Genomic DNA, 16916 nt, shown 5'->3' on the forward strand with positions numbered 1-16916 from the left:
GTGAGCCGGGATTCGGGGCACTCGGCCGCCAGCAACCAACCGGTTTCTCCGGTTCCCGGCGCGCGAATTTCCCGGCTCCGGACCGCCGAACCGGGCCCGCCGCCGGATGCCCACAGCTAGCGGTGGCAGAGTTCCGGGCATGCCGACGAATCAGACGACCACATCGTCCCTGCTCGCCGACCTCGCGCCCGACCTACGCGCGGCGCTGACCCGCGTCCGCTACGACGCGGACACCCTGCTGGAGGCGCTCGGCGACACCGCCCACGCCGCCCTCGGCCGCGGCGAACCCGTCCCCGTCCGGCGCGCGGCCGCCGAACTCGGCGACCTGGGCACCCTGGTGCGACTGCTGCTGCTCGGCGACGCGGTCCCCGAACACGAAGCGGCAGCGGCCCTTTCACCCGTTCGCATCGACCGCGCCGTCGCGGCCGGATTCCTCGAACACGACGGCGACCAGGTCCGCGCCGCCCTGGACCTGCGGCCGATCGACCTCGGCCACGGCACCCGCTGGGTGCTGTCGGACCTCGACGACTCGATGCGCCGGCGCAGCCTCGACGCCGACCACGTGCTCGGCGTCGGCCAGGCCTCGCTGTCGCTGCTGCGCGCCACCCCGACCGCCAAGACCGGCACCGTGCTGGATCTGGGCACCGGTTGCGGCGTACAGGCCGTGCACGCCGCCGCGTACGGACGCACCGTCACCGGCACCGACGTGAACAAGCGCGCCATCTGGCTGGCCGAGGCCACCGCCGCGCTCAACGGCCTCGATATCGAGCTGCTGGAAGGCTCCTGGTTCGAGCCGGTCGCGGGCCGCCGCTTCGATCAGGTGGTGGCCAATCCCCCGTTCGTGGTCGGACCCGCCCGGGTCGAGCACACATACCGGGACTCCGGCCTGGCCCTCGACGGCGCGAGCGAACTCGTCATCTCCGGTATCCCGGACCTGCTCGCACCCGGCGGCACCGCCGCGCTGCTGGCGTCCTGGGTGCACCTCGAAGGCCAGGACTGGCGCAGCCGGGTCGCGAGCTGGCTGCCCGACCACGGCATCGACGCCTGGATCGTGCAGCGCGACGTCGCCGATCCAGCCCTCTACGTCGGAACCTGGCTGCGCGATGCCGGACTGGACCCGCGCGAGCCCGCCGCCCAGGCTCGCGCCGAACGCTGGCTCGACGCCTTCCGCGAATCCGGGGTCGAGGGCATCGGCTTCGGTTTCGTCTACCTGCGTGCCATCGACGGCCCGACCGAACTGCTCGCCGAGGACCTCACCCACGGCTTCGACGACCCGCTCGGCCCGGAGGCCCTGGCCTATTTCGAGCGCTCGGCGTGGCTGCGGGCCGCCGACCCGGACCTCATCCTCGACTCGCGCTACCGGGTCGATCCGGCCACCGCGCTCGAGCGGGTCTACCTCCCCGGTGACGAGGGCTGGGCGCAGGCGGTGGCCCGGCTGCATCGCGGCGACGGGCCGCGCTGGCAGCACGAGGTCGACGACACCACCGCCGCGCTACTGGCGGGCATGCGACCGGGCGGCCTCCCGCTGCGGGAACTCGTCGAACTGCTGGCCTTCAGCGAGACCGGCGACGCCGCGACCCCCGAGTTCGAGACCGCGGTGATGACCGTGGTGGCCGGGCTGGTCCGCCACGGCCTCGTGCATCCCAGCTGAGAGCTTTCCTTCGACGGCCGCCGGGCATCCCCCGGCGGCCGTCGGCGTTTCCGCAGGAAAACCGCGCTGACGGGCGGTGAGGTCAGTCACGATCACATGTCGCGCGGATACCGATCCGGTCGGTGGCGGGAATGCGGTCGAACCGCGTTTCGTTTTATCGCGTACTCGCTTGACGACACCCCGGGCAAGGCCCGTTCACACGTATTCGCTTGTCGCGTCAGGAAGTTCGAGTTCGGCGATGGCAACCACCCGGACACCGAGCGGCCCCGTAGCCGGAGGCGCGTGTTCCCGGCACCGCGCGCTTCTCAGGAACTTCTCAGCCGTGCGCCGTAAAAACCGCAGCTCAGATGCGGTTTACCGGGGCTCCGGCGGGGAACTTTCCTGAAGTCGGGCCCGTTGTACGGAGCGAGACACCACCGACAGGAGGCAAGTCATGACAAGCCCCGCCACCACTGACGTGCGCACCAGCGAACAAGACCTCGATGCCGCAAGCCCCGCCGCCGACCTGGTACGCGTGTACCTGAACGGGATCGGCAAGACGGCGCTGCTCACGGCGGCCGACGAGGTCGAGCTGGCCAAGCGCATCGAGGCGGGCCTCTACGCTCAGCACCTGCTGGAGACGAGCAAGCGCCTGTCCGCCGCGAAGAAGAAGGATCTGGCGATCCTGGTTCGCGAAGGTCAGGCCGCCCGCCAGCACCTGCTGGAAGCCAACCTCCGCCTCGTGGTCTCGCTGGCCAAGCGCTACACCGGTCGTGGCATGCCGCTGCTGGACCTCATCCAGGAAGGCAACCTGGGTCTGATCCGCGCGATGGAGAAGTTCGACTACACCAAGGGCTTCAAGTTCTCGACCTACGCGACCTGGTGGATCCGGCAGGCCATCACCCGCGGCATGGCGGATCAGTCCCGGACCATCCGTCTCCCCGTCCACCTGGTCGAACAGGTGAACAAGCTGGCGCGCATCAAGCGTGAGCTGCACCAGCAGCTGGGCCGCGAGGCGACCGACGCGGAACTCTCGCGCGAATCCGGCATTCCGGTCGACAAGATCGCCGATCTGCTCGACCACAGCCGCGACCCGGTATCGCTGGACATGCCGGTCGGCAATGACGAAGAGGCTCCGCTGGGCGACTTCATCGAGGACTCCGAGGCCACCTCCGCCGAGAGCGCGGTCATCGCCGGGCTGCTGCACCGCGACGTGCGCGTCGTGCTCGCCACCCTGGACGAGCGCGAACAGCAGGTCATCCGGTTGCGCTACGGCCTCGACGACGGCCAGCCGCGCACCCTCGACCAGATCGGCAAGCTCTTCGGGCTCTCCCGCGAGCGGGTCCGCCAGATCGAGCGCGAGGTCATGTCCAAGCTCCGCAAGGGCGAGCGCGCCGACCGCCTGCGCGCCTACGCCAGCTAGTCCCGCGGTTCCGACCCCGTGGAGCCGGTCCCCCTGCCCGGCTCCACACCGGTCATCGGGCCGTCTCGAGGCGCCGGCCCGATTTCGCCGGCCGACTCGCTCCCCCGTACGTCCCCCTCCGGGCGAGCCGAGTCGGCCGGCGTTTCCGTGTCCGGACGCCGTCGACACGCGGCACGAGTGGGATTACGGGGCACCGGCTCTCGGGGATGGGAATCTGTCGCCCGTGACCGATTCGCTGACGATGATTGCCATCGACGCCCTGTCGAAGCAGGTGAACAGCTATGCGAGCCAGATCGCCGGTAAGCCGCTCCCGCCGGTGAGCTGGATGTGGGACTGCCGCGCCCGGCTGGACCCCACCGGCGCGGAGGCCGAGTTCTGCGGCATCGTTCATCCGGATCTGCCGGCCGCCGAATCGAATATCCAGCTGGTCACCTGGGCGCGTGCGCTCGCCCTCACCGACGCCACCGAGCTGCGCGACGCCGCCGCGGGCCGCCGCGTCTTCACCGGCAGCCTCGGCAACTCCCGCATCCGGCTCACCGCGGTCATCGAAACACTGTGGCCCGCAAGCGAAACCCAGCCGTTGATTACCCTGCCCTGAACTAGCGCCGGGTCAGCGCCTGGCACGGCGTCGGGGCCGGGACGTCGCCGCGGAAGTAGGCGGTCGGCGCGACACCCATGAGCGAGCGGAAATCGGCGCTCAGGTGGGACTGGTCGTAATAGCCCGAGGAGTGGGCCAGATCCGACCACGGGGTATTGCCGCCCGCCGCCAGCACCTTCCGCAGCCGCGTGATGCGCGCGTAGTGCTTGGGAGACACGCCGATTCCGGCGGTGAACAGGTTGCGGAGCTGGCGTTCCGAGACCGCCAGACCGGTCGCGAGCTCGCCGACCGGTGCGGTGGTGTCCATCGCGGTCACCGCCGAATTCAGGAGTCGGCGGTGGTCGCGGCGCACCGGATCCTCGGTGACCCGGTGCGGGAGTTCGGCTTCCAGGAAGGCCGTCACCTCGTCCGGATCGAGCTCGAGCAGCACGTCGGCCAGCTCGGCCGCCGGGCCGGGCAGCGCCGACAGCAGGGTGACCCGATCGGTCAGCTCGGCCGCCGGGACGCCGAGCAGCGGCTGGGCGGCGCCGGGGGCCAGCCGGATGCGGGTGCAGCCCGCGGGCCGCTCCGGGTGGGCGTAGGTGGCGCGGGTGCGCGGGCCCAGCACCCAGGCGTCGCGGCGGCCGGATGCCTCGCGGCGCAACACGATCGAGGTGGCGGCCAGGGGCAGGTGGCTGAAGGCGACCGGTCCGGGATGGGTGGTCGGGATGTAGGCGATCTCGGCGATCCAGGGGCGCAGACCGGCGGGCGGCGTCGTGCGGTGCTCGAGGTCCTCGGCGGACACGACGGAGGCCAGGGTTTGCGCGGTGGTCACCGAATCCACTCTAGGCAGCATCGGCCGATCCGGCTGTGCCGGTTTTTCCTATCTCGCGAGCCGGGCCCGGCGGCAGGGTGATGGACATGATCGTTATCACCGGTGCCACGGGCACCATCGGCAGTGAAGTCGTCCGGTTGTTGGCCGGGCGGGACGTGAAAGTCCGTGCGGTGAGCCGGAATCCGGAGCAGGCGCGGGTTCCGGCGGGAGTCGAGGTGGTGCGCGGCGACTACGCCGACACCGACTCCATGGCCGCCGCCTTCTCCGGCGCGGAGGCGGCGTTCCTGGTCGGGCTGCTGGGCCCCGACTACGTGGAACTGGATCGGGCGCTGGTCGCGGCGGCGCGCGCGGCCGGGGTGCGCCGCCTGGTGAAGCTGTCCGCCATCGGCACCGGGGATCCGGAGCTGGGGCGCGTCGGCACCTGGCATATGCCCGGCGAGCAGGCGGTGCGCGAGAGCGGGGTGGACTGGACCATCCTGCGGCCCAGCAGCTTCGCCTCCAACACGCGCAGCTGGGTCACGCCGATCCAGGCCGGTCAGCCGGTCCCGAACATGACCGCCGTCGGCGCGCAGGGCGTGGTCGATCCGCGCGATGTCGCGGCGGTGGCGGCCGAAGCCCTGCTCTCCGATGACCATGCGGGACGGATCTACACCCTCACCGGTCCCGCGGCGCTGACCACCCATGATCAGGCCGCCGTGCTGGCGGCGGCGCTCGACCGTGCTGTCGAGGTCACCGACATCCCCCTGGATGTGGCCCGCGAGTTCATGCTCGAATCGGGCATGTCCGAGGAATACGCGGACGGCGCCCTGGCCGGTCAGGCCTTCGTCCGCGACGGCGGGAACGCGATCGTCACCGGCGATGTCGAGCAGGTCCTGGGCCGCGCGCCCCGCACCTACGCCGACTGGGTGCGCGACCACCGCACCGAATTCGGGGCCTGAACCGGGGTCAGGCGGCCGCCAGGACCGAGCCGAGCCGGTCGTGCATGCCCCGCCAGCCGCCGCCCATGATGCTGCGGGCGCGCTGCATGACCGGATCCTCGGGGTCGAAGCCACTGTGGCTGAACAGGACTCGGGTGCCATGCCCCTCGGGACGCAGCGTCCAGCTGATCACCCAGCCCGTCTCCTGCTCGGCCCTGGCGTCGTTCCAGGCGAGGGTGAGCAGTTCCGGCTCGACGACCTCGAGCACCCGGCCGCGGATCTCGCCGGAGAAGTTCTGGCCGGGCATGGGCTGGGTGGTCATCTCGAAGACCGTGCCCACCACCGGCTCGAACCCGACCGGCCGCATCATCCACTGCCCCATGAGTTCCGGGGTGGTGAGCGCCCGCCACACCTTGGCGGGCGGGTGCGGATAGAACTGGTCGAGTTCGATTCTGGTGGTGTCGTCGGTCATCGTCGGTCCTTATCGTCGGGATCGTGGGGATCGTCGGGCATCGCGTCGAGCACCGCGCCCAGGTCACGCAGCCGGGCCCGCCAGAACCGTTCGAACGGATCGAGCCAGGACTGCACGTCGTGCAAGGGGTCCGGTTCCACGCGGTAGAACCGTTGCCGCCCACGCTTGTCCTCGGCCACCAGGCCCGCGTCCCGCAGCACCTTCAGGTGCTCCGACACGCTGGGCCGGGCCATATCGAAACGCTCGGCGATCACCTGCACCGACTGCTCACCCTCGAGCAGCAGCTCGAGGATGTCGCGCCGGGTCGGATTGGCCAGCGCGCCGAACACACGATCGGCGTCTCCGGATTTCAGGCGGTAGGGCACCCGATCACGATAGGTAGGATATTACCTACGCGTCAAACCCCACCATCAGCCCTCAGTCCCAGAGAAAGCCACGATCACAACCCGAAGCTCCCGGTGCCGAAGCTCCCGGTACCGACGCTTCCGGCGCCGTCGCAGCCGTAGGTCCCCGGGTTCGGGGTGGGCGTGCCGGGCGGTGCGGCGGCCACCGCGACGGTCTGCGACGCGGACTGCGGCCCCTGGGTCACGGTGATCGTGTGGGAGCCCGCGGTGGTCGGGATCCAGGTGGTGTAGAAGCCGGTCATGAAGCCTTGGAAGCCCGAGAAGAAGCAGGTTCCATTGTCCCGCAAGGTCACCCGCTCCCACGGGAGATGAAAGAGCGTGGGCGAGACCTTCAGGTCGATCCACACCTCGGTACCCACCACATAACCACCGGCCGGGACGTTGAGGGTCACGGCGACTTCCGACGCCGACGCGGTCGACGTACCCAGCCCTGCCAAGGCGCCGGTCGCCATCAAAACCACTGCACTCCTGCCGATTCCGCGGGCGATCGGATAGCCTGCGCTCATGCGCTACTCCTGTTCGTGAACCCCATACGCGAGGTTCACGAACAGTAGCGTTCGCAGAGTGCGGAATTCAGACATTCCACTCAACCGGGCTGCCCCAGGTTTCCGGGGCAGCGCCGGTCGACCGATTAGCCGGAGTTGCGCAGGGCCGTGGCGAGGCCGTTCATGGTGAGCAGGATGCCGCGCTCCACGAGTTCGGAGGTGTCCCCCGCACGGCGGCGGCGGAGTAGCTCGACCTGGAGTTGGTTGAGCGGTTCCAGGTACGGGAAGCGATTGTGGATGGACTCGGCCAGGGCCGGGTTGTCGGCGAGCAGTTCGCCGGCGCCGGTAATGGCGGCGTGCATACGCGCGGTGCGGGTGAACTCGTCGCAGATCATGCGGAAGACGGTGTCGCGCAAGGCTTCATCGGGCACCAGGTCCGCGTAGCGGGCGGCGATGTCCATGTCCGCCTTGGCCATCACCTGGGCCAGGTTGGACATGACCGTATTGAAGAACGGCCAGCGGCGGTACAGGTCCGACAGGGTGGCCAGGCGCTCGGGGTCGTCACCGATCCACTGCTCGAACGCGGTCCCGGTGCCGTACCAGCCGGGCAGCATGACCCGCGACTGACTCCAGGCCATGACCCACGGGATGGCGCGCAGGTCGTAGACGGAGTCGGTGGGTTTACGCGAGGCGGGCCGGCTGCCCAGATTCAGGTCCGCGACCTCGGCCACCGGGGTGGAGGCCCGGAAGTACTCGACGAAGCCCGGGGTCTCGTGCACCAGTTTCGAGTACGCGATGCGCGCGGATTCGGCCAGCTCGTCGAGGATTTCGTAGGCGGGTTCGGCCTCGGCGCCCAGCCCCTCCACATCCAGCAGAGTGGATTCCAGGGTGCCCGCGACCAGCGCCTCCAGATTGCGGTACGCGGTGCCGGAATCGGCGTACTTGGTGGAGATGACCTCGCCCTGCTCGGTCAGCCGCAACGCGCCGCGCACCGCCCCGGCCGGCTGGGCCAGGATGGCGTCGTAGCTGCGGCCGCCGCCGCGGCCGACGGTGCCGCCGCGACCGTGGAAGAGCCGCAACCGGATTCCGGTCTTGCGGGCCACGTCCACCAGGTTCTGCTCGGCGCGGTACAGCGCCCAGTTGGCGGCCAGGTACCCGCCGTCCTTGTTGGAGTCGGAGTAGCCGAGCATGACCTCCTGCTGCATGCCGCGCGCGACCACCAGGCGGTGATAGGCGGGCACTTCCAGCGCGGCCGACAGGATGTCGGCGCCGTGGCGCAGGTCATCGATCGTCTCGAACAGCGGCACCACGCCGACCGGGCTGGAGGGCGCGGTGTCCGCGTCGCCCGGATCGAGAATGCCCGCCTCCTTCAGCAGCAGCGCGGCCTCGAGCATGTCGCTGACCGAGGTGCACATGCTGATGATGTAGTTGGGCACGGTGTCCGGGCCCAGATCGTCGAGCGCGCTCCTGGCGGCACGCACCACCGCGAGTTCCTTGGCGGCCAGGTCGCTCAGCCGCGCGGCGGGCCCGACCAGCGGTCGGCGCGTGGTCAATTCGGCCGACAGCAGCGCTACCCGCTGGTCCTCGTCGAGCGAGGCGTAGTCGGGATGCACTCCGGCCCAGGCGAACAGCTCCGCCACCACCTGCTCGTGGGTCTCGGAGTTCTGGCGCATGTCCAGGCCCTGGAGGTGAAATCCGAAGGTCTCCACGGCCGATCGCACCGAGGCCAGCTGATCATCGGCCAGCAGGCCGTCCCCGGACGCCCGCATGGACGCGTCGACGACGTCCAGATCGGCCAGCAACTCCCCCGGCCCGGCGTAGGGCAGCGCCCCGGCATCGATGCCGTCCGCGGGGAGCTCGCCCAGCGCCCGGATCGCGGTCGCGCTCAGCCGGGCCCGGATCGCGCGCACGGCCCGCCGGTACGGCTCGTCGGCCCGCTGCGGCGACTCGTCGAATCCGGCGTCGGCCAGCGCCGCCAGTTCCGGCGTCACCGGCACCAGCCGCGCCGACTGCGACAGCGTCTTCTCCAGCTCGACCAGCGCGCTCAGGTACCGCTCGAACGCGACCGTGCCCGCGCGGTGGGTGGCGCGGTGCACCACCTCGGCGGTCACATTGGGGTTGCCGTCGCGGTCGCCGCCGATCCACGAGCCGGGCCGCAGGATCGGCCGGGCCAGCAGGTCGTGCCCCGGCCAGCGCGACCGCAGCGCGGCCCGCACCTGGTCGTTGATGCGCGGGATGACGTCGAACAGCGTCAGATCGTAGTACCGCAACCCCACATCGATCTCATCCTGGATCCGCAAGCGCGCCAATCGGATCAGCGCCGCCCGCCACAGTTGCAGCACCTGGCGGCGGATGTCGACCTCGAGCTCGGCGAACTCGGGCTCGTACCTGTTGTAGCGCTGCCGCTGCCGCATCAGGTCGGTGATCTTGCCCTGCACGTCGAAAATGGTGCGCCGCCGTGTCTCGGTCGGATGCGCGGTGATGACCGGTGACACCAGCGCGTCCGACAGCAGGTCGGCGACCACCGCCCCATCGGGCCCGGAGGCGTCGAGCTTCTGATAGGTGGCGGCCAGGCTGGAGTCCTGCGGCGGCTCCCCGGCCGCGACGTGCACCGCGCGCCGGCGATCGCGCTGCAGGTCCTCGGCCAGATTGGCCAGCAGCAGGAAGTGACTGAACGCGCGGATCACCGGGATGGCGGTGCGGATGTCGACATCGCGCAGCATGTCCGCGACCGCGCTGCGCTCCACCTCCGAGCGGCGGATCCGGAACGCCTCCACCCGGACCCGTTCGATCAGGTCGAAGATCTCCGGGCCCTCATGGTCGCGAATGGTGTCCCCGAGAACGCCCCCGAGAAACCGGATGTCGTCGCGCAGCGGCGCGGTCGCAGTCTCGATCTGATTCGCCTGCACTACGTTCACCTCTCCGAGTTCGGCTACTGCTCAACCCATCCGGCGCGGCCCGATATCGAACCGGTTGGGTTCCGGCCCGATTCGCACCCGCGCGTACAGCACCGCCGCGCCCTCCGGCGAGGCCAGCACCGGTTCGCACTGCAACTCTCGCACCTCCGGCAAGTCGTCGCAGAGCGCCGAGATCCGTTGCGCCAGTTCGGCCAGCGCGCCCTTGTCGACCGGCTTGCCGAGATCGCGCCCGCCGACGCTGCCCGACAACAGCGGGGCTGCCCGGGGCGCGTCGATGAGCTCGGCCGACTCCGCCTCGGTCAGCGGCAACGCCCGGTACACCCGGTCGCCGAGCAGGTCGATGATGGTGCCCGACAGGCCGAAACTGATGACCGAACCGAACGACGGGTCGTCCTGCACCCGGAAGGTGCAGCCCACGCCCTTGGTGGCCATGCGCTGAATGTGCACCGGGTTACCGGAGATCTCGGCCAGATCGGTGAAGGCCCGCCGCACGGCGTCGGGCCGCCACAGGTCCAGGCGCACACCGGTGAGATCGGGCCGGTTGCGCCAGATCTCGCCCGTGGCCTTCGCCGCCACCGGGAATCCCAGTTCGTCGGCGGCCGCCACCGCGGCGTCGGCGTCACGGACCTCCCGGAACTCGACCACGTCGATCCCGTAGCAGCCCAGCAGTTCCGCGGCCTGCAGGTCGGTGAGCCACGCGGTGGCGTCGTCGGACATCCACCGCGCCACCAGTTCCCGCGCCCGCGCGGTGTCGGCGCCGCCGGGCCGGGCGATCGGCGACAGCGGCCGGGTGCGCCACTCGGCATAACGCCGTGCCCGCCCCAGCGCGCGGGCGGCCCGCTCCGGATCGCCGTAGGAGGGAATGGAGCCGCGTTCGAGGATGCCGCCCAGGCCGCGGGTGGCGAGCAGGTTCGGCATCCCCTGATCGGCGACGAAGGTGGTGAGCACCGGGGTCGCCGGATCCGATTGCGCGCCCGCGCGAATCGCCTCGGCGAAGGAGGCCACGGCGGCCGGCACCGGCGGCGAGTAGATGACGATGACCGCGTCCACCGCGGGATCGCTGGTCGCGGCGGCCACCGCGGTCAGGTAGTCCGCCGGACCGGCCTGCGGCCCGAGGTCGGTGGGCTCGTCCACGGTCAGGCCCTCACCGCGCGCCGCGTCGACGGCCAGCCAGCTCAACGCTGCGCTGTTGCCGATCACCGCCAGCCGAGGACCGTCGGGCAGCGGCTGATAGGCCAGCAGCATGGCGCAGTCGAACAGCTCGGTGATGGAATCGACCTGGATGATCCCGGCCTGCGCGAACAGGTTACGCACCAGCGAGCGATCCAGATCCTGATCCCCGTCCACCCGCGCCGCGTTGCGGCCGCTGTTCACGGCCACAATGGGTTTGGTGTGCGCCACCCGGCGCGCGATGCGGGAGAACTTGCGCGGATTGCCGAAGGTCTCCAGGTACAGCAGCACCACATCGGTGTCCGGGTCGCTGTCCCAGTACTGCAGCAGGTCATTGCCGGAGACGTCGGCGCGGTTACCGGCGGAGACGAAGGTCGACAGCCCCAGCTGCCGCGCCGCGGCCTCGCCCAGGATGGCCGCGCCGAGTGGGCCCGACTGGCAGAAGAATCCGATCCGCCCGCGCCCGGGCAGCACCGGAGCGAGGGTGGCGTTCAACGCGATCGCCGGATCGGTGTTGGCGATGCCGAGCGCGCTCGGGCCCACCACCCGCATGCCGTGCGCCCGCGCGGCGTCGACCAGATCACGTTCGGCCTGATAGCCGTGCGGACCGGTCTCGGAGAATCCCGCGGTCAGCACCACCAGGCCCTTGACGCCCTTGGCCATGCAGTCGTCGAGCACCGACCCGATCTCGGTGGCGGGCACCGCGATCACGGCCAGATCGACCTCGTCGGGGATGTCGCGCACGGTCGGATACGCGCGGACGCCGCGCACCGCGGTGCGGTTCCGGTTCACCGGGAACACCGGCCCCTGGTAGGCCCCCGAGAGCAGGTTGGCCAGCACCGCGCCACCCACCCGGCTGGTCGACGGGGTGGCTCCGATCACCGCGATGGACTTGGGCGACAACAGGTTCCCGACGCTGCGCGCCTCCGAGGCCCGCTCGCGTGAATCCCGCACCGACAGCAGCGCTTCGGTGGGGTCGATGGCGAATTCCAGGTGCAGCACCGACCCGTCGCGGCTGCGCTGTACCTGATAACCGGCGTCGCGGAACACCTGCACCATGGCGTTGTTCTCGGCGAGCACCTCGGCCACGAAGGTCTCGATGTCGTTCTCCGCGGCCGCGCCCGCCAGGTGTTCGAGCAGGATCGAGCCCAGCCCGCGGCCCTGATGCTCGTCGGCGACCACGAACGCCACTTCGGCCGCGCGTGGTCCCGAGCGGTCGGCCAGGTACTCGTAGCGGCCCACCGCGATGATCTCGTCGCCGAGTTCGGTCACCAGCCCGACCCGGTCGCGGTAGTCCACGTGCGTGGTCCGGTACAGGTCCTTGGGCGTCATCCGCGGGTACGGCCCGAAGTAGCGCAGGTAGCGGGTGCGGTCGGAGAGCGCGGTGTGGAAGCGCTCCAGCGCCTCGGCGTCGTCGGGGGTGATGGGCCGCAGCCCGACCACACCGCCGTCGGAGGCCAGCACGTCGGCGAACCAATGCTCCGGCGGCGGAGGCGGATTCACCGGAGTGCCGGGGGTGTCCGGCGGCAGCGGCGGAGCCGACACCGCGGGCACGCTGCCGTTGCCGGACACGGCGGCCGGGTCGGCGGAGTGGGAGGGGTCAGTCACGGGGATCCTCCGGATCCAGGCCGAGCAGGCCGAAACTCGCCCGGCGCGTTGCCAATACGGATGTGTCCAGGGCCCGGCGGGCGCGGTCCACGCGCTCGTCGCCGGTGTCGCGGCCGCCGCCGGGGCCGTCCCAGCGCGCGAACGCGGTGTCGGCCCCGTCGCCCATGGTCTCGGGCACCGCCACCGTGGGCGCGTATCGGCCGACCAGCTCACGCCATTCGGGCGGCGTCGCGGTGGTGGGGTCGATGGTGCGATCCAAGGCGGTGGCCAGCAGATGGGTCCAGGCCCGCGGCACCACCCGGATCAGGCCGTACCCGCCGCCGCCCACCGCCAGCCAGCGGCCCTCGGCGTACCGGTCGGCGAGTTCGCGCATGGCCAGGAAGGCGGCGCGCTGACCGTCGATGCTGAGTTCCAGATCGGCCAGGGGATCCTCACGGTGAGTGTCGACACCGCACTGGCTGATCACGATCTGCGGCCGGAACGCCGCCAGCGCGCCGGGCACCACCGCGTGGAATCCGCGCAGCCACAGCGAATCCCGGGTGCCGGGCATGATCGGCAGATTGATGGCGGTGCCCTCGGCCGCGCCCATGCCGGTCTCCTCCGGCCAGCCGGTATTGGGCCACAGGGTCGCCGGGTGCTGGTGGATGGACACCGTCAGCACCCGCGGGTCCCCGTAGAACACCCGCTGCACCCCGTCACCGTGGTGCACGTCCACATCGAGATAGGCGATGCGGTCGAAACCGTTGTCGAGCAACCACGAAATCGCCACCGCTACATCGTTGTACACACAGAACCCCGCTGCCGAGGCCGGCATGGCGTGATGCATACCACCACCGATGCTCACCGCCCGGCGGGTGTGCCCGGCCGCGATCGCCTGCGCGGCGGCCAGTGTGCCGCCCACGATCACCGACGCCGCCTCGTGCATGTGCGGGAAGATCGGGTTGTCGGCCGAGCCGAGTCCGTAGGGCGGGGCGGTGGGCACCGAGCCCAGCGGTTGCCGCGCGTGCTTGACGGCCTCGATGTAGTCGTGGGTGTGCACGCGCAGCAGCTCCGATTCACCCGCGGCGTCCGGTGTGAGTTGCTCCACGCCGTCGAGCAGGCCGAGTCCCTCGGCCAGCGCCATGGTGAACTGCAGGCGCACCGGGCGCATGGGGTGCTCGGGGGTCCAGGTGTAGTCGAGGAATCGATCGGTCCATACGACCGTTCCATCCACTGCGAGGTTCGGTTCACCACCAGCTCGGCCAGGCATACCTGCCACGCTAATGCGTCGCGCCGGTTCGTAGGCTTGGCACACCGCGGTGCCCGCCGGGCTGTCGTACCGGGATGGCAGGCTGCCACCGAGCAAACCTGCTGGGAACACGCTGCCCGTCCTGGCTGTTGACCGTGCGTTCGCGAAATAAGCTGTCGCCCGGTGCAGCCGCCGTGCATGGGTAGAATTCGTGCCGACGAAGGGGTTTAACAGGTGAAGGATCTGGTCGACACCACGGAGATGTACCTCCGTACCATCTACGACCTCGAGGAGGAGGGCGTCACGCCGCTGCGTGCGCGCATCGCCGAACGCCTCGAGCAGAGCGGCCCGACGGTGAGCCAGACGGTCGCGCGGATGGAGCGCGACGGTCTGCTGAATGTCGCCGGTGATCGCCACCTCGAACTGACCGAGAAGGGCCGCGCCATGGCGGTCGCCGTGATGCGCAAGCACCGGCTGGCCGAGCGGCTGCTGGTCGACATCATCGGTCTCGAGTGGGAGAACGTGCACGCCGAGGCCTGCCGCTGGGAGCACGTGATGAGCGAGGAGGTCGAGCGCCGCCTGGTCGAGGTGCTCAACCACCCCACCACCTCCCCCTACGGCAATCCGATCCCGGGCCTGGACGAACTGGGCATCGACCCCGCCGCCGGGTCCGAGGAGAAGCTGGTCCGGCTCAGCGACCTGCCCGCCGGGCAGGCCCAGGCCGTGGTGGTGCGCCGGCTGTCGGAGCACATCCAGACCGACCCGGAGACCATCAACCAGCTCCGCCAGGCCGGTGTGGTGCCGGACGCCCGCGTCACCGTGGAGAACAAGCCGGGCGCGGTGGTCATCTCGGTGCCCGGGCACGAGGGATTCGAACTGTCCGACGAGATGGCGCACGCCGTCCAGGTGAAGTTGGTCTGATCCGTGAAGCTTCTGGTTACTGGCGGCGCCGGCTACGTGGGTGGCGTGTGCGCGCAGGTTCTGCTCGAGGACGGCCACGAGGTCGTGGTCGTCGATGATCTGTCCACCGGCAACGCCGACGGCGTCCCGGCCGGGGCGAAGTTCGTCGAGGGCGATATCGCCACCGTCGGCACCGAACTGATCGCCGCCGAATCCTTCGACGGGGTGCTGCATTTCGCGGCCCAGTCGCTGGTCGGCGAATCGGTGGTGGCGCCGGAGAAGTACTGGCACGGCAATGTGGTCAAGACCCTGGCCCTGCTCGAGGCCATGCGGGCGGCGGGCACGCCGAAGCTGGTGTTCTCCTCCACCGCAGCGGTGTACGGCGAACCGGAGCAGGTGCCGATCGTCGAGGACGCCCCCAAGGCGCCGACGAATCCCTACGGCGCGTCGAAGCTGTCCATCGACTACGCGATCACCTCGTACGCGGCCGCGCACGGCCTGGCCGCGACCAGCCTGCGCTACTTCAACGTGGCCGGCGCGTACGCCGGGCTCGGCGAGAACCGTGTGGTGGAAACCCATCTCATCCCCCTCGTATTGCAGACCGCGCTGGGTCATCGTGAGTCGATCTCGGTGTTCGGCACCGACTACCCGACGCCGGACGGCACCGCGGTGCGCGACTACATCCACATCCGCGATCTGGCGCAGGCGCATCTGAAGGCGCTCGAGCAGTCGCAGCCGGGTGCGCATCGCATCTTCAATCTGGGCAGCGGCACCGGTTTCTCGGTGCGCGAGGTCATCTCGGCCTGCGCGCGGGTGACCGGGCTGCCGATCAACGTGGTCGACGCCCCGCGCCGCGCGGGTGACCCGGCCGTGCTGATCGCCTCCAGCGCCAAGGCCATCGCCGAACTCGGCTGGACGCCCGAGCACACCGATCTCGACGAGATCGTCTCCGACGCCTGGGAATTCCTGCGCTCCCTCGGCGACCGCGCGCACAGCGCCCGCTGAGCCCTTCCGAACCGGTCCGGGGTCCGCGGTGTGATCACCGCGGCTCCGGCCCGAGGCGCACGCCCAGATCGGCGGCGGTCTCGCGGCCGGAGTCCGCGAGCCGCCGCAAACGCTCGGGCGGCATGCCGGTCTGCAAGCCCAGTTCCAGCAGGCTCGCCATGCGGTGCTGCGGATCCGCGGTCAGCGCGGCATCCAGCGCCACACCGGCCAAGGGGCCGTCACCCCGCGTGTACGCGCAATAGCCCAGCAGCGCTGCCGCTTCGGCGCGATCCGGATCGGGCAGCGCCCGGGCCAGCTGGGTCCACAACGCTTCCGCGCCGTCGGCGTGCGAGCCCGGGGCCAACCCGAACATGATGTCGCGCAGCGCCGGATCCCGGAGTGCCACGGCCAGATCCGCCAGCTCGACCGGCGTGAGCCGGACCCCGGCCTCGACCCGTTCGAGATAGCCCAGCACCCGGCACAATTCGAGCCGCAGTCGCACCCGCGGATCACCGTGCTGCACCAGCCCGGCCAGCCGCCGGGCCGCGGCGGCGGCCGCGATCTCGAGGGCGGCGGCTGTCGCGTCCCGCGCCCCGGGGTCGACCGCGAGCAGGTCGGTCAACTCCCGGCGGGACCGGCGCACCGGGCGGCCGTCGAGGACGTGGCGCAGGGTCACCATCGAGGTCGCCGGATCGTGCTGGAGCCCGCGCGACCACGGTCCCGACAGCGTCCACCAGGGCAGTTCCGGCCCGATGGCCTGCACCGCCCACGCTCCGGCCAGCGGCACCGCGTCCGCGTCGAGCCGATGTTCCAGGGCGGCGACGAGATCACCGTGTGTGCGCGCCCGCACCCCCGCGTCCCGCCCGGTGGGTTCGGTCGCGCGGTCGTCGATCACGAGGGCCAGCGCCGCGACGGCCCGGTGCCGCACACAGATTCCCGCGACCCGCTCGACCAGCAGTCCGATCGCGGATCGGCCCCGATCGTCGAGATCCATGCGGGTCACCACCTCGACCGCCGCGGCCTCCGGCGATTCCGGGTCCGCCCGCAGCACGGTTACCACCAAGGACCGCGCGGGCATGAAGCCGAGCATCGCGGGGACGGCCGCGATCAGGTCACCGGGCTCGCGCAGCCGCGGCCCGCACTCCCCCGGATCCTCGAACGGCGGGTCGGTCGCGGTGTCCGGGCGATCGGACGGCCCGGATGCCGGGCGCGGCGCGGACTCGGCGGGCGGAGCCGGTTCGACGGGCAGGGCGGGCTCGACGGGCGGCGTGGGCTCGATGGGTGCGTTCATGCCGTCGAGCGTGCGCCCGGCCACCACCCGCCCCCGATCGGCGACCTCGGCTTTCGCTGGGGCTGTGGATGATT

Annotated in this window: 14 protein-coding genes; 6 read left to right on the forward strand and 8 right to left on the reverse strand. The window is 70.9% G+C overall.

Annotated elements, in window-relative coordinates:
• Positions 1–139: 139 nt before the first annotated feature.
• From ACFYTS_RS19860 to ACFYTS_RS19870, 3 genes are all read left to right on the forward strand, one after another.
• Positions 140–1651 carry a methyltransferase gene (locus ACFYTS_RS19860; RefSeq protein ID WP_387306174.1) on the forward strand — a complete coding sequence of 504 codons (1512 nt, stop codon included), beginning with the start codon at positions 140–142 and terminating at the stop codon, positions 1649–1651.
• A gap of 433 nt (positions 1652–2084) precedes the next feature.
• A complete protein-coding gene (locus ACFYTS_RS19865; protein WP_357093448.1) occupies positions 2085–3053 on the forward strand; it encodes a sigma-70 family RNA polymerase sigma factor in 969 nt (322 codons plus the stop codon).
• 223 nt (positions 3054–3276) lie between these two features.
• Positions 3277–3651: a hypothetical protein gene (locus tag ACFYTS_RS19870; RefSeq protein ID WP_387306176.1), complete on the forward strand. Its 375-nt coding sequence runs from the start codon at positions 3277–3279 to the stop codon at positions 3649–3651.
• A gap of 1 nt (position 3652) precedes the next feature.
• On the opposite strand, the gene ACFYTS_RS19875 is transcribed toward ACFYTS_RS19870, so the two are convergent.
• A complete protein-coding gene (locus ACFYTS_RS19875) occupies positions 3653–4465 on the reverse strand; it encodes a helix-turn-helix domain-containing protein (protein WP_387306178.1) in 813 nt (270 codons plus the stop codon).
• 86 nt (positions 4466–4551) lie between these two features.
• On the opposite strand from ACFYTS_RS19875, the gene ACFYTS_RS19880 reads away from it, so the two are divergent.
• Positions 4552–5403, forward strand: coding sequence for an NAD(P)H-binding protein (locus ACFYTS_RS19880; protein ID WP_387306180.1), 852 nt, complete (start codon positions 4552–4554; stop codon positions 5401–5403).
• Positions 5404–5410: 7 nt separating this feature from the next.
• On the opposite strand, the gene ACFYTS_RS19885 is transcribed toward ACFYTS_RS19880, so the two are convergent.
• The 6 genes from ACFYTS_RS19885 to ACFYTS_RS19910 all read right to left on the reverse strand — a co-directional run bounded on the left by ACFYTS_RS19885 (position 5411) and on the right by ACFYTS_RS19910 (position 13688).
• Positions 5411–5854: an SRPBCC domain-containing protein gene (locus ACFYTS_RS19885; RefSeq protein ID WP_387306182.1), complete on the reverse strand. Its 444-nt coding sequence runs from the start codon at positions 5852–5854 to the stop codon at positions 5411–5413.
• Positions 5851–6219, reverse strand: a complete 369-nt coding sequence (locus ACFYTS_RS19890) for a metalloregulator ArsR/SmtB family transcription factor (protein ID WP_357283011.1) — start codon at positions 6217–6219, stop codon at positions 5851–5853. The genes ACFYTS_RS19885 and ACFYTS_RS19890 overlap by 4 nt, the downstream gene beginning before the upstream one ends.
• Positions 6220–6293: 74 nt before the next feature.
• Positions 6294–6764 carry a hypothetical protein gene (locus tag ACFYTS_RS19895; RefSeq protein WP_387306185.1) on the reverse strand — a complete coding sequence of 157 codons (471 nt, stop codon included), beginning with the start codon at positions 6762–6764 and terminating at the stop codon, positions 6294–6296.
• Positions 6765–6889: 125 nt separating this feature from the next.
• Positions 6890–9652, reverse strand: a complete 2763-nt coding sequence (ppc, locus tag ACFYTS_RS19900) for a phosphoenolpyruvate carboxylase (RefSeq protein WP_357283009.1) — start codon at positions 9650–9652, stop codon at positions 6890–6892.
• A 30-nt stretch (positions 9653–9682) separates the two neighbouring features.
• Positions 9683–12376, reverse strand: a complete 2694-nt coding sequence (locus tag ACFYTS_RS19905) for a GNAT family N-acetyltransferase (protein ID WP_387306430.1) — start codon at positions 12374–12376, stop codon at positions 9683–9685.
• Positions 12377–12431: 55 nt separating this feature from the next.
• Positions 12432–13688, reverse strand: coding sequence for an acetoin utilization protein AcuC (locus ACFYTS_RS19910; protein ID WP_357283008.1), 1257 nt, complete (start codon positions 13686–13688; stop codon positions 12432–12434).
• A gap of 213 nt (positions 13689–13901) precedes the next feature.
• Between ACFYTS_RS19910 and ACFYTS_RS19915 the strand changes: the two genes are divergently transcribed.
• Positions 13902–14588, forward strand: coding sequence for an iron dependent repressor, metal binding and dimerization domain protein (locus ACFYTS_RS19915; protein ID WP_357093423.1), 687 nt, complete (start codon positions 13902–13904; stop codon positions 14586–14588).
• Between the two features lie 3 nt (positions 14589–14591).
• Positions 14592–15572: a UDP-glucose 4-epimerase GalE gene (gene galE, locus ACFYTS_RS19920; protein WP_357283007.1), complete on the forward strand. Its 981-nt coding sequence runs from the start codon at positions 14592–14594 to the stop codon at positions 15570–15572.
• Between the two features lie 34 nt (positions 15573–15606).
• On the opposite strand, the gene ACFYTS_RS19925 is transcribed toward galE, so the two are convergent.
• The gene (locus ACFYTS_RS19925; protein ID WP_387306188.1) at positions 15607–16842 is read right to left on the reverse strand and encodes a DUF4192 domain-containing protein; all 1236 of its coding nucleotides are present in this window, start codon (positions 16840–16842) and stop codon (positions 15607–15609) included.
• Positions 16843–16916 lie beyond the last annotated feature (74 nt).

The organism is Nocardia sp. NPDC004151 (assembly GCF_042874235.1).
GTDB lineage: Bacteria > Actinomycetota > Actinomycetes > Mycobacteriales > Mycobacteriaceae > Nocardia.